The sequence below is a fragment of the Psychroflexus sp. ALD_RP9 genome (genome assembly GCF_017311165.1).
Taxonomy (GTDB): Bacteria; Bacteroidota; Bacteroidia; order Flavobacteriales; family Flavobacteriaceae; genus Psychroflexus.
Genome location: NZ_CP062973.1, coordinates 1,087,424 through 1,100,086 on the forward strand (window position 1 = coordinate 1,087,424; position 12,663 = coordinate 1,100,086).

General features: G+C 31.5%; 13 protein-coding genes and 1 tRNA gene. 3 read left to right on the forward strand and 11 right to left on the reverse strand.

Annotated features, from left to right (window positions below):
- Positions 1 to 4: 4 nt before the first annotated feature.
- The 11 genes from IMZ30_RS05150 to IMZ30_RS05200 form a co-directional block, all read right to left on the reverse strand.
- Positions 5 to 1,450 (reverse strand): sensor histidine kinase, encoded by a 1,446-nt coding sequence (locus IMZ30_RS05150; protein ID WP_410523995.1) that lies wholly within the window; start codon positions 1,448 to 1,450, stop codon positions 5 to 7.
- Positions 1,443 to 1,991 (reverse strand): CopD family protein, encoded by a 549-nt coding sequence (locus tag IMZ30_RS05155; protein WP_073192615.1) that lies wholly within the window; start codon positions 1,989 to 1,991, stop codon positions 1,443 to 1,445. The genes IMZ30_RS05150 and IMZ30_RS05155 overlap by 8 nt, the downstream gene beginning before the upstream one ends.
- 78 nt (positions 1,992 to 2,069) lie before the next feature.
- The gene (locus IMZ30_RS05160) at positions 2,070 to 2,231 is read right to left on the reverse strand and encodes a hypothetical protein (protein WP_207039469.1); all 162 of its coding nucleotides are present in this window, start codon (positions 2,229 to 2,231) and stop codon (positions 2,070 to 2,072) included.
- 365 nt (positions 2,232 to 2,596) lie between these two features.
- Positions 2,597 to 2,989 carry a hypothetical protein gene (locus IMZ30_RS05165; protein ID WP_207039471.1) on the reverse strand — a complete coding sequence of 131 codons (393 nt, stop codon included), beginning with the start codon at positions 2,987 to 2,989 and terminating at the stop codon, positions 2,597 to 2,599.
- 364 nt (positions 2,990 to 3,353) lie between these two features.
- The gene (locus IMZ30_RS05170) at positions 3,354 to 3,749 is read right to left on the reverse strand and encodes a hypothetical protein (RefSeq protein WP_207039473.1); all 396 of its coding nucleotides are present in this window, start codon (positions 3,747 to 3,749) and stop codon (positions 3,354 to 3,356) included.
- Between the two features lie 11 nt (positions 3,750 to 3,760).
- Positions 3,761 to 4,522 carry a hypothetical protein gene (locus IMZ30_RS05175; protein ID WP_143185646.1) on the reverse strand — a complete coding sequence of 254 codons (762 nt, stop codon included), beginning with the start codon at positions 4,520 to 4,522 and terminating at the stop codon, positions 3,761 to 3,763.
- 463 nt (positions 4,523 to 4,985) lie between these two features.
- Positions 4,986 to 5,666 carry a response regulator gene (locus IMZ30_RS05180; protein WP_207039474.1) on the reverse strand — a complete coding sequence of 227 codons (681 nt, stop codon included), beginning with the start codon at positions 5,664 to 5,666 and terminating at the stop codon, positions 4,986 to 4,988.
- A 2-nt stretch (positions 5,667 to 5,668) separates the two neighbouring features.
- A complete protein-coding gene (locus IMZ30_RS05185; RefSeq protein ID WP_207039476.1) occupies positions 5,669 to 7,696 on the reverse strand; it encodes a tetratricopeptide repeat-containing sensor histidine kinase in 2,028 nt (675 codons plus the stop codon).
- Positions 7,697 to 7,745: 49 nt separating this feature from the next.
- On the reverse strand, positions 7,746 to 7,922 hold the full coding sequence (locus IMZ30_RS05190; RefSeq protein ID WP_207039478.1) for a hypothetical protein: 177 nt from the start codon (positions 7,920 to 7,922) through the stop codon (positions 7,746 to 7,748).
- A gap of 146 nt (positions 7,923 to 8,068) precedes the next feature.
- Positions 8,069 to 8,794, reverse strand: coding sequence for a LytR/AlgR family response regulator transcription factor (locus IMZ30_RS05195; protein ID WP_207039479.1), 726 nt, complete (start codon positions 8,792 to 8,794; stop codon positions 8,069 to 8,071).
- Between the two features lie 344 nt (positions 8,795 to 9,138).
- Positions 9,139 to 9,211: transfer RNA gene (locus IMZ30_RS05200), tRNA-Phe, on the reverse strand.
- Between the two features lie 100 nt (positions 9,212 to 9,311).
- On the opposite strand from IMZ30_RS05200, the gene IMZ30_RS05205 reads away from it, so the two are divergent.
- From IMZ30_RS05205 to IMZ30_RS05215, 3 genes are read left to right on the forward strand one after another with little or no spacing between them, the layout of a single operon-like run.
- Positions 9,312 to 10,043, forward strand: a complete 732-nt coding sequence (locus IMZ30_RS05205; protein WP_207039481.1) for a type III pantothenate kinase — start codon at positions 9,312 to 9,314, stop codon at positions 10,041 to 10,043.
- Positions 10,040 to 11,284 (forward strand): lipid outer membrane transport protein FadL-like protein, encoded by a 1,245-nt coding sequence (locus IMZ30_RS05210; RefSeq protein WP_207039483.1) that lies wholly within the window; start codon positions 10,040 to 10,042, stop codon positions 11,282 to 11,284. Before IMZ30_RS05205 ends, IMZ30_RS05210 begins: the two co-directional genes overlap by 4 nt.
- A gap of 10 nt (positions 11,285 to 11,294) precedes the next feature.
- Positions 11,295 to 12,662 (forward strand): tetratricopeptide repeat protein, encoded by a 1,368-nt coding sequence (locus tag IMZ30_RS05215; protein WP_207039485.1) that lies wholly within the window; start codon positions 11,295 to 11,297, stop codon positions 12,660 to 12,662.
- The last annotated feature ends 1 nt before the right edge of the window (position 12,663 follow it).

Consider the following 12,663-nt stretch of genomic DNA (forward strand, 5'->3'; position numbering starts at 1 on the left):
GTTTTTAATTTTTTGGTATTGAAATAACAAAGGTACTACCTTGATTAAGTTTAGAGTTTAATTTTATACTGCCTTTATAATTTTCGACTAAATTTTTGACCATACCAAGTCCTAATCCCATTCCACTTGATTTGGTTGTAAACTTTGGTTCAAAAATATGTTGTTGATGGTCTTCAGAAATGCCACAACCATTGTCTTGAACTGAAATTTTGACTGTTTTTTCGAGTTCGGTAACTTCAACTAGAATCTTTGGGTCAGTCAAGTCGCTCGTTGCTTGAATAGCATTTTTTAAAAGGTTTGTTATTATCCGGATCCACTGAGTTTTATCAAATTTCAAATCAATTTCAGACTGATTTGTGGTTAGCTGAATATAATTAGCATTAAAAATATCGATAGCGAGTTTAGTGGTTTCGACAAGGTTGATGGTTTCTGTCTTTTGGGCTGGCATTTTCGCAAAGTCTGAAAACGCTGAAGCTATGGTGCTTAAGGTATCAATTTGTTGAATTAATGAGCTAGAAAAATCTTTAAGTTTGGTTTTAATATCTGGATCATCTGCTTTAAAACGACGCTCAAAATTTTGAATGTTTAAGCGCATAGGCGTCAACGGATTTTTAATTTCGTGTGCAACTTGTTTGGCCATTTGTCGCCAAGCTTCATCACGTTCAGATTTAGCGAGTTTTGCTGCGCTTTCTTCAAGCTGATCGACCATGGCGTTGTAAGAATGAATGAGCGGCTTGATTTCTGAGCTGAGTCTATCGGCTTTAATTTTTGGGTTTTTTTGGTCTAAGCGGGTTTGGTTTAAAGTTTGACTAATTGCTTTAAGCGAACGTGTGATGTAATTAGATTGAAAGTACGCCAAAACCATAGCGGCTATTAGCATTATGGCATAAACTTGTGCTAATAAGATTAAAAAGTCGTTTAACTCGCGTTCTAAAAAACCATCGTCTTCTATATAAGGTAAATTTAAAATGCCAATAGGTTTAAAATATTTATCGAGAATGTAAGTGTAAGAAGATTGGTATTTTTGGTTGTCTTCTACAAAGCTATTTACGTATTTTTTGTTAGAAGAATTTTGTAAAGCGATTAATGCTTTTTCGGGCATTTGAGTTGATAAACTATCAAGGTAAAACTTGGTCATTGACGACTTTAATAAATGACCTTGGGTATCGTAAATATTAATTTCAGTGTCGTGAATATCTTGTATTTCATAAATTTTTTCTTTAAAAATAAGTGGTAAGTTTTCTGTATTTACCGTGTAATAAGTGGTTCTTAAAATGTAGTTGATGTTAGCGCGAATGGCATTTTCTTTTCGGTTTAGCTTTTCGCGGTGCAAATCTTCTGCTTCCTGCTTGTACTGGTAAACTGTAACAATTGCAATAAGTACTGATGCACCGATGACCAAAGCAATCATCGATAAAAATATGCGTGTACTTAAAGAGCGTTTAAACATCTTCACCTTTAGCTTTTCTAAAATTTTTGTAAGCTCTAATGCCTAACATGAGTAATACGGCTAAACCAACTAAACCAACAAGCCCGTAAATCCAATTAATAGCGCTTTTTAATATTACTAAAAATACAACGGCAAATAAAATAATCGTGGCGCCTTCATTCCATAAACGCATTTGGTTGGAGGTCCAACGAATATCGTCTTGTTGAAATTGTTTGTAGATAAAATGATTTTTGAGATGATAAGCAAACAATAAAATAACAAAAGCAAGTTTTACATGCATCCAGCCTTGTTGAAGCCAATATGGATTAATAATTAATAACCAAACAGCAAAAAGTGTTGCCAGAATAGCTGAAGGCCAAGTGATAATATTCCATAAGCGTTTAGTCATGAGCTTCAATTGTTCACTTAAAATTTTAGATTCTGGTTTCGGTTTTAAACTGGCTTCAATTTGATAAATAAATAATCGCGGGATATAAAATAAGCCCGCAAACCAAGTGATGACAAAAATGAGGTGTAGGGCTTTAATGTAATTATAGGTCATTTTATTTGAGCTTATGGCAAAAGTTGAAGTTACAAAATTAAGCGCTTGGCTTGAAACATAATACAAATTAAAGCTTATTTAAGTCTTCTTGTTATTTTGTAAGATGTAAACCAACACAAATCCGCCAGCGCCACCCATGAATGTCCAAGCTGTACTTCCGAACCAATGGCTAGTTACATAGGCCAAAAAACCGAATACGATGATGATAATGCCTATTATTTTTAGGTTTTTTGGAGTCATACGCAAGTCTACATTTAATGCAATTGAGTTTTAAATTTACAATTAAAATAGTTAAGCGACAGGTTACAGGCCATAAAAGTTGATTGAAGCTAACTAACTTCAACTTATGTATTTTAATAGAGCCTTCAACTGGTCGTGTATTAACATAACTAAAAGTTGCATGCTATGCTCAGGTTTTGAATAAATTTGAGATTTTATTTGAAGTTTAAAAGTTATTTCAACTTCGGAAATAGATAGATTTAGTGTAAGCTTACATCTTAAAGAAGCATCATTGCCTGTTAGAACAAAGATTTAGTCATGACGACTGTTGTACCCTCTTTTATATCTTGTTTTAACAGGCGTTCCCGCTATGGGCGATGCTTATTTTATAATGGCATAATATCTACCATAAGGTCGTTATTATTTTGGTAAGTAATCATGCCAACAAATTCTATTTTAAGCTTTAAATAATCTTTTAGGTATAGAAATTTTTCAGGTAAATAACCCAAACATGTATTGGTTTCATTTACAACTTTTATATGGTTATTATGATAGATTAGACTTACGAAACTACCCATACGAGGCTGTGTTTGATGTTGTGTGAAATAGTCTGACTGATCACTTTTAATAAGAGCTGCCGAAAAATGAAGCTGATGTTTAGTATTTATAGGATTTATACTTGAGGCTGCTTGATTGAACAAACTAGGGTCGCAAATTTCGTAAGTTACAGTTTTCATTGTTGAAGCATTTGGGGAAATAGCAGTGCATGAACTGTTCATAACAATTTGTTTTAATAACATGATAAACTTACGAGCTATTAATTAACTTGCGGTTGTCATTTACCGTAAAAAAAGTAAGCATAATCCGTACTTTTTAGGGCAAAAACACCTGATTTACGCGATAAAGTTGTGTTTTTGGTGTTTTGTTAAGACTTTTTTAAGAAGCTTTGTAAAACAAAAGGAAATTAAAAAAGCAGCCTAGAATTTAATCTAGACTGCTTTTAATTGATTTAAGTTGAGTTTATTGTTTTGTTATTGTAAGTATAGGTTTAGTGGCGCATTAAACTAGCTATAACAATGGCTACTCATTTAAACCTTTTGAAGGCATTGAATTTATATTATGTTATTACCAGGTTTTTTATTACTAAACCAGATTTTCAATTTTCATCTTAAAAATTTCACTTTTAACTAAATAAAAAATAAACCAAAGTAAACTAATTGTAATAAATATTACTAAAAGATACGTATAATCATAATCATATTTAGAAAATTTAGTTAATTCTAATATAATAAAGGCTATAAGCAACATAATTGTCTGATATATCATAGATTTTTTAATTGAGGTTTGAATAAACCCTGAAATACCATTAAAACCTTCTAATTTATCACTTATTTTTATTATTTCTTGATTATCTGAAATTTGTATATGTGAAAATAAATTAAATCCTAAATTAACTACAATTAATCTTCGATTTTCATAATATTCAAAATTGTAGTTGTATTTATTTAAAAAATTTAATATTTTATGAATATTTTTCATTTATATTGAGTTTATATACAACTTCTTGATCCATCACTATTTTCTTGTAACTCTTCTACAAGGGCAGAATATCCTTGACTTCCAACTGATGCTCCAACTATTCCGCCAAAACCACCTATAGCTGTTCCAAGTAAGCCTCCAAAAATGCCACCAGCTGCGTCTGCAATTCTTACTTGATTTTTAGGATCACAATCACTTTTAAAAACAAAAGAATTATTTTCTCTTTCTGTCCAAAATTGATCTGATGCCAAATATACTGATGTAAATATTTCTAGTCCCTTTTCGTCATTATATTTCATTACACCTTTCTTTTTAAAACGCGAAATACTATTAAGGATTTGATTTTTATTAGGGTTAGAAATAACAAAACTCTCTATCAAATTACCTAATTCTCTTGAGATTTGTTTTTCTGCAACTAACTCATCAATCAAGTATATGCTTCTTTCTCTATAATTAAACTTGGTTTTATCGTTTGTTCCATACAACTTTAGAGACAATTTGGATATTTTAATATCCGAAACATTATTAAAATACTTTGGATACAAAGAATTGTTTATATTTACTAGTTCGTGAGAAAATTCATTTAAGTTAGAATTAATTTTATCAGCTTTCTGCTTATAGTAAGCATTTAATCCAGTATTATGCATTTCTCCATAATCTACTTTTTGATTTTTAAGAGTTATATCTTCAACTACTGAATCACTATCTTCGCTACAAGAAGAGAAAATAAAAATGGCAATTAAACTTAAAATAAATTTTGATAAATTTTTCATTATTATAATTTTTAAAGGAAAAATCATTTTCATTTTTAATAGACTTTTCCAAGTTAGTAAATTTTTTCTACTCTTTCGATTTTCGTAACTCGGTTTACTCTATTTTTTGAACAAGTTAAGCTACTTTGGTAACTCAAAATGTCCTTAAGAGGCTTTTCAACTTTCACATACTCCTCTTACATTATTTTTATGTCGTTAGTTTTCGACTTGGGATGGTCAATCCGTTTTTAACCCCTATGTTAGTTTTAATATGACACAACTTAAATTAACACGATAAACTTACAAGCTATTAATTAACTTGCGGTAGGCATAATCCGTAAAAAAAGTAAGCATAATCCGTACTTTTTAGGGCAAAAACATCTGATTTACACGATAAGGTTATGTTTTTGGGGGGTTTGTTAAGACTTTTTTAAGATTTGGAAGCGCTAAAAATTTGCGGTTTTTACAGAATTATTTAATTCAATTACACGTAACCTTCTTTTTTAGCTTGGATAATGAGTGAACGGTCATCGTTATTTTGAACTTTAAACACTTCTTTTAAATTACGTTTGCGTTTTTCAAGTGCTGCTTTAGAGAGGTTTATTACATCTGGTAACTCATTCATGCGTGTCCCGATAGAAATTTCATACAATAAACGGCGGTCAATCTCATCAATTAAATAATTATTAGATGCTGTTTTCCTTAAAAGCTGTAAAACGGTTTTACTATAAAAAGGTGGCTGATTAATAACGGTAATCATCGCTTCTTCAAGCGTTTTAGATGTGATGTCATTTTTAACCAGTAGGCCATCTGGATTGATTTGCTTTAAAATGCTATTAAGCCGATAATTATTGTTAAATGTGGTTGAAACAATCAGTTTTAAATTGTTGAAAGTAGCCTTTAAAACTGGAGCCAAATCTTCACCAGACAATATTTTACCGTCGCTAGAAGGCGGAATTTTAATATCTAAAATAACTAAATCAGGTGAAGAATTTTGCTGTTTAAACTGGTTAATGATGGCTAAAGCTTGGTCGGCGTCTTCAGCTGAAGTTACTTTAAATTGAAACTGGTTTTGTTGAGTTTCGGCTTGTTTAATCGCTGTTTTGTAGGCTTCAACGATTAATGGATGGTCGTCTATAATTAAAATCGTGTAGGGTTTAAGCATAATTAAAGTCTTACGTGAATGCTAATTTGTGTTCCTTTTGGTCGACAGTTTTCAATATGCAACTGCCCATTTATTTTTTTGGCTCTAGAGCGCATATTTTTTAAACCAATACCATTTTTTAGATTTACTTCAATTCCTTTTCCATCATCTTTTATCTGTAAATCTAAGTGAGATCGATTGCAGTTAATTTCAATACAGATTAATGAAGCCTTGGCATGTTTAATAATATTTTGAAGCGCTTCTTGTAAAATGCGATAAATATTAACCTTTTGTTCTTGTGAGAGTTGATTAATATGCTCTTGACCTTCAATTTTAATTTGTGTTTTTAGTTGTGCGATTTTAGCTTTATCTTTTATAAGAAGTTCTAATGCTTTACTGAAACCCAAATCAGAGTCACTAAAATGATAACTTAAAGTATGCGAAACATCTCTAATTTCTTGTTCAATTTGTTGTAACTCGTTTAGGTAACTTTCGTGTAAGTCTAAATTGTTATCTTTTGGGCTTACAGGTAAGTAGCTTAAGTTTAATCGCGTGGCAAATAACTTACTTAAAACACCATCATGCAAATCTTCGGCTATGCGGTTACGCTCAAGCAAACGTTCTTTTTCTAACTCTAATTGTCGCTTTATAGTAAGCGAGTACACCTCTTGATTGGCATTTTGTATATCATTTTCAAGAGCTAATTTTTCTTTTAAAATAAACTGGTTCCTAATAAAATAGACTAAAGTAATCACAACAATAAAGCTTAACGCAATAATAATAAGCTGTAAATTTTGCTGTGATAGTTGTTTGGTTTTTGCTTTGTATTGGTCGGTTTCGTAAGCAATACGCATAAACTTGTTTTGATTATCACGCTCAACTGAGTTAATGCTGTCATTGTAGGTAATATATTGGTTAAGGTAAGTCTCGGCATGTTTTTCATCTAAACTTGCTAATAACTTTAACGCGCCTAGGTAATCTCTCGGGTTTTCAATGTCTTTTGCTAAGTTTTTAGCTTTTTCAGCTAGCAAAATCGCTTTTTGGGGCTGATTAATCGTTTCATAATACTGCGCTAAATGAATGGTGTTAATTACAATTCCTGATGCATTTTTTAAACGATCTCTTATCTCTAAAGCTTGATTAAAACTTTTAAGAACATTAGAGGTATCGCCCAGTTTTAATTGACTGTAAGCTAAATTATCTAATAATTTAGCATGCAAGTTTGTGTTTAGCTGTAAGGCTTCATGCGCTAAGGCTTCTTTGTAGCGGTTAATCGCTTCTTGATATTGACCTGTTTCGTGGTAGATAATCCCTATATTATTTAAACTTGCAATTTGTTTATTTTTTGAAGCCGACGAATCATCTAAGAAATCTAAGGCTTGTTCTTGATAGTCTAAAGCTTGGCGATAATCTCCTTTGTCTTTAGATAAGACCGATAATAAAGAGTAACAACTGTAATAAAAAGATTGATACTCTTTTTGATTGTTTAATAAGTTTAAAGCTTCAAAGATTAAATTTTCAGTTCCGCTATAATCACGAAAACGGCTTTTAATAAACGCCATGCCGTAAAGCATTTGGGCCACATGATAATGATTGTCGGCTCTGGTAAAATAGACTTTAGCTTCTTTAAAATGATAGAATGCAGAATCGTAAAGTTGTAGTTTATTATAATAGCTGGCATAATTCCACTCAACATCACCTAATTTAAACCAATTATTTTCTGCTTTCGCTTTTTTAAACGCTAATTGGTTAAGCTGCTTAAATTCTAAAGTATCGCCCAATTTTAAATAATCGTATGCAAATTGCGATAAATAAAGGTTTTGAATAGAGTCTGGTTGACGAATGATAAGTTGTTTGGCCTTATTTAATAACTGAAGTTGTTGAGTTTTATCATGAGTCGATTGGTATTGCTGAATTGCCTCTGCTAAGTTTTCAGGTACAACTTTTTCAGGTTCTTGCCTATTGCAAGCCCATAATAAACTGGATAATATTAATAAACTTATAAATTTCAATACTCGATTCATATAAAACACAAAAGTCAGTTGGTTCACTTCAACTGACTTTGTAAAAATATAATATTATAATTTAATTGTTCATCATTTAATCATGAGACCCTTTACTGCCATCAGGAATTTCAGTTTCATCTCCTGTAAAGCCATCATTTTGTTCTGAACTCAAATCATTAAGTTCCTGTGTATCGCTAAAACTGTTTTCAGTGCAAGCGGTTAATCCTATTACAAACAATCCTAATAATGCAAAGTTTTTAATCGTTTTCATAATCTTGTTTTTAAGTTAAAATTTGTTTTTGTGTTGTTAACAAGTGTAAAATTAAAGTCAAATTAATGAAGATAAAGGCCTTAAAAACAAAATCACGTGAACATACCACGTTTAGTAGTCAACTGGTATAAAATACGAGTAAGTGCCTAGTTTAAAGCACTTAAGGCAAAACCCGAAAGTTGCTGATTTATGTGGTGTATAGCTGGCTTAAAACTTTTAGAAAAAGGTATTTTAATAACTGTACCTAATAAAGTACAACGCTGTTTACCAAAATTAATTCGAGATATGTGATTTTTGTTAATAATGTAGCTACGATGTATTCGCGTAAAATTTTTAGGTAAATTCTCTTCGAATACCTTTAGTGTTTTATAAGCTGTTACTATTTTATCATTTTTAAGATAGATATCTGTCGTATTGCTATCGGCTTTTAAAAATAAAATTTCATTGGTATTAATATATTGAAAATCTTTATGAGACTGTAAGCATAATTTTGTTTCGGCAATTAAATCTGGAGAATCGTGTTTTAGCCTTAAAGCTAATTTTTTAAAATCAAGCGCATTAAAAGGCTGAAGAAAATAAGCGTAAAACCCTAGTTGAAATGCTTTAAATGCCAAATGCTCTGTTGATGAAAGAGCAATAAATTTAGGTGGAATTATTAAAGATTGATTAAAATCTAGTACAATTTGACTAAGCTGATCTTTAAAATAATCAATATCAAAGGCAATTAAGTTTAAATTGAAATCAATAGCTAAATCTATGCCTTCATTTACAGTTGAAGCATACATGAACTGAAACTGGTTTGAAATTTTTAATTGGTTAAGATGAGTCTTTATTGGTTTTAATCGGGGAGAAATAAGTAAGACCTTAAACATAACAATAAATTTTAGGCTAAAAATACATTGCTAAAAATTAAATCTGGTAGGCAAAATCCGTAAAAAAAGTAAGCAAAATCCGTACTTTTTAAAGCAAAAAGGCTTGATTTATTCGATGAAGTTATCTTTTTAGAGTGATTTGATATTTAGTTCGGTTAAACCGATACACCTAATTTTGATAAATTCTTTTAAGCTCATACAATTAAATAAGGTTGAACCTCATACTTGATTAAAGTGTTTATTCTATAAAATCTAACTGAAAAATTTTGAATATATAATATATAGAAAGTGCATCGATAATTAAAAAACAAAAGCCCCAACAAAATTGGGGCTTCTTAAAACTGTGGTGCCTCCAGGAATCGAACCAGGGACACAAGGATTTTCAGTCCTTTGCTCTACCAACTGAGCTAAGGCACCGGTAGTTTTGCGGTTGCAAATATAAATGCATTTATCATTTTACCAAAATAAAAGCTTTAAATTTTTTAAATCGTATTATTGTATCATAACTATTATAATAATGAATCTAATCGTCGATGCGGGTAATAGTTTTATTAAACTCGCTGTTTTTAATAAAAACGAAATAATAAAAAGCCAAACTTTAAACTACAAAATTGCAATAAATCAAATAAAAGAAACATTGCAAGATTATCCTATTGAGTATAGCATTATCGCTTCAACTAAACAGGAACAGCCACAATTACTACAACTATTAGAAAAAAAATCAAAACTACATGTGTTATCACATAAAAGTCAATTCCCATTTAAAAACAACTACAAAACACCCTCAACTTTAGGCCTTGACCGATTAGCTCTGGTAACTGCTGCTGTAAATGAATTTCCTCAAAAAAACAGTTTAATAATTGATGCCGGAACTTGTGTAACCTACGATTTTATAGATAGAACAAAAGTTTATCACGGCGGCGCCATATCACCAGGTTTACACATGCGGTTTAAAGCAATGCATACGTTTACCGATAAATTACCGTTATTAACTATAAAAGAATTAAATAAAAATTTGATTGGCAATACAACCGAAACATCAATGCAAGTTGGTGCTTTAATTGGTTTGGTTAATGAGATTGACGGCTTTATTAATGATTATCTATCTGATTATGAAGATTTAACAGTTATTTTAACAGGTGGTGACCATCAAATCTTGTCAACTCGTTTAAAAAATAGCATATTTGCGACTTCAAATTTTTTAGTTAAAGGTTTGAATTTCATTTTAGAATACAATAAAAATACATGATAAAATACTTCAGCACAGCTATTTTGTTGCTTGTTAGCTTCAGCATCTACGCACAAGAAGGCACATTTTCGCCATATTCTTTTTTAGGAATTGGTAATGATTCGTTTAAGGGAACTGCTGAAAATAGAGCAATGGGAGGCTTATCTTCTGCAGCAGACAGCATTCACCTTAATCTTCAAAACCCAGCTGCATATGGTGATTTAAGCTATACAGCTTTAGCAGCTAGCATGACTGTAAATAGTTTAAAAACTGAAACAAACACACTGAGCGAAAGTCAAACTTACACAACCTTCGATTATTTAGCTATTGGTATTCCTTTTAATCGATTTGGTGTTGGTGCAGGTATAAAGCCTGTGACTTCTGTAGGTTACAACATTGAAACTATTGAAAATGAATTCTCAAACCAATTTGAAGGTAAAGGAGGTCTAAATTCAGTATATTTTAGTGTTGGAACTGAGCTATTTAACAATTTTAAAATAGGTGGTTCGGTTAATTATAATTTTGGAACTTTAGATTATCAAAACATCGTCTCTCAATCACAGGTACAATACGCTACACGTGAAATTATTAAAAACGAAATACGCGGCTTTACCTTTGATTTAGGGGTGATGAAAGATTTTAATATTTCTAAGAACACCTATTTAAGAGCTTCTGCAAGCTATCAACCCGAAGCAGAACTTGATGCCACCATCAATAGGCGTTTGGCTTCAGTACAATTATTTACAGATAATAACGTGGTGGTTATTGATGAAAATAACCTCCCTGAAAGAACCTCAACATTAACCATTCCCTCAAAAACATCGCTTGGCTTAGGTTTAGGAGAAACACGTAAATGGTACATTGGTGCCGATTATGTTGCAAAAGAAGCATCTAACTTTAATAACTTAGACTTCAATTTCGACAGTGATGTATCCTACAACTCATCACAAACTTTTAAATTAGGTGGCTATTTTACGCCGCGTTATAACGATCCTGTTCGTTTTTATAACCGGTTAACTTATCGCGCTGGAATTCGGTTTGAAGAAACAGGTTTAAACTATCGTGGTGAAGATATTAATGAGTTTGGTATAACTTTTGGTATAGGTATACCTGCTGGTCGTGTTTTTACCAATGCAAATATTGGTGTTGAATACTTTACCCGCGGAACAAAAAACAATAATTTAATACAAGAGAATTATTTAAGTGTTTTCTTAAGCTTCTCTTTTAACGACAAATGGTTTATTAAATCAAAATTTAATTAAAATTGCTATTATGAAACGTAACAAGTTATTATTTACATTATTAAGCGTGTTTTTTACTGTAGCTGCAATGGCTCAAGATTGCATGGTTACACTTAGCCTATTTAATGAAAGTGCTAAGGTTAAAAATTATGAAGACGCGTTTCCTAAATATGAACAACTTATAGCTGAATGTGCAGACTCGAATCTTCTTCTTTACCAAAGAGGCGAAAAAATGCTTGAGGATTTAATTGAAACTGCAGAAACCGAAGAAGAAAAACTAAGCTTAGTTGAAAAGTATATCAAAAACCAAAACTTACGTTTAAAATACTTTCCTGAAAAGACTAATAATGCTGATGTACTCGAAAGCATAGCACTTATTAAGTATAAAAATAAAATCGGAACTTTAGAGGAAAGATTAGAAGCTTTTGAAGCTATCGTTAAGGAAGACGCCGATAATTTTGATTCTCCTGTAGCACTTTATGCTTACTTTAGAATAGCCAACACGCTTAATGATGAAGGCAAGCGTGACATCCAGTTTTTATTTGATAAGTACGATGAAGTTATTGGGCTACTTGAAACTCAAGAAAACAAAAAAGCAACTCAAGCAAAACCTTTAATAACTAAAGAACAGAATAATGAAGAATTAACAAAACGTGAAAAGCGTATATTGAAAAATTCTGAAATTTATTTAAGAAATTACAGTAAAATTAAAGGTAGTGTTAATGGCTTATTAGGAAGCAAAGCCGATTGTGATAACTTGATTCCTATGTACCAAAAAGATTTTGAGGCTAAAAAAGCCGATATCGAATGGTTAAAAAATGCAGCAAGTCGTCTTTATGCTAAAGAATGTACTTCAGACCCAATTTTCTTTAAAGTAGTAGAAGCTCAAAATCAACTTGAACCTTCAGCTAAAACTGCTTTATATTTAGGCCGTTTAGCGCAAGAAAATGGTGAAATGAACAAAGCACTTGATTACTACAAACAATCTGCAAATTTAGAAGATTCTAAATCTAATAAAGCACGTGTTTTTTACAGCATTGCAGAAACTTACAAAAACATGGGAAGTTACTCTTCAGCAAGAAATTACTTCAGAAAAGCGCTTGATCTGAAGCCTTCGCTTGGAGCTGCTTATTTAAAAATAGCCGAAATGTATGCTAAAAGTGCTAACAATTGTGGTGAAACAAGTTTCGAGAAAAGAGCTATCTATTGGTTAGCTGCTGATTATGCAAACCGTGCTGGACGTGTAGACCCTGCATTGAAATCTAATGCTGCAGCAGCCGCAGAAAGCTACAGAGCACGCGCGCCACAAAAAACTGATATTTTTCAAGAAGGTATGAGTGGTAAAACAGTAACGTTTTCTTGTTGGGTAGGCGAATCTGTTAAAGTACCGAGTTACTAAA

Excerpts from the sequence above, each read along its gene's own strand:
- IMZ30_RS05150 (WP_410523995.1), bottom strand. The coding sequence starts at position 1,450 with ATGTTTAAACGCTCTTTAAGTACACGCATATTTTTATCGATGATTGCT.
- IMZ30_RS05155 (WP_073192615.1), bottom strand. The coding sequence starts at position 1,991 with ATGACCTATAATTACATTAAAGCCCTACACCTCATTTTTGTCATCACT.
- IMZ30_RS05160 (WP_207039469.1), bottom strand. The coding sequence starts at position 2,231 with ATGACTCCAAAAAACCTAAAAATAATAGGCATTATCATCATCGTATTC.
- IMZ30_RS05165 (WP_207039471.1), bottom strand. The coding sequence starts at position 2,989 with ATGAACAGTTCATGCACTGCTATTTCCCCAAATGCTTCAACAATGAAA.
- IMZ30_RS05170 (WP_207039473.1), bottom strand. The coding sequence starts at position 3,749 with ATGAAAAATATTCATAAAATATTAAATTTTTTAAATAAATACAACTAC.
- IMZ30_RS05175 (WP_143185646.1), bottom strand. The coding sequence starts at position 4,522 with ATGAAAAATTTATCAAAATTTATTTTAAGTTTAATTGCCATTTTTATT.
- IMZ30_RS05180 (WP_207039474.1), bottom strand. The coding sequence starts at position 5,666 with ATGCTTAAACCCTACACGATTTTAATTATAGACGACCATCCATTAATC.
- IMZ30_RS05190 (WP_207039478.1), bottom strand. The coding sequence starts at position 7,922 with ATGAAAACGATTAAAAACTTTGCATTATTAGGATTGTTTGTAATAGGA.
- IMZ30_RS05195 (WP_207039479.1), bottom strand. The coding sequence starts at position 8,794 with ATGTTTAAGGTCTTACTTATTTCTCCCCGATTAAAACCAATAAAGACT.
- IMZ30_RS05205 (WP_207039481.1), top strand. The coding sequence starts at position 9,312 with ATGAATCTAATCGTCGATGCGGGTAATAGTTTTATTAAACTCGCTGTT.
- IMZ30_RS05210 (WP_207039483.1), top strand. The coding sequence starts at position 10,040 with ATGATAAAATACTTCAGCACAGCTATTTTGTTGCTTGTTAGCTTCAGC.
- IMZ30_RS05215 (WP_207039485.1), top strand. The coding sequence starts at position 11,295 with ATGAAACGTAACAAGTTATTATTTACATTATTAAGCGTGTTTTTTACT.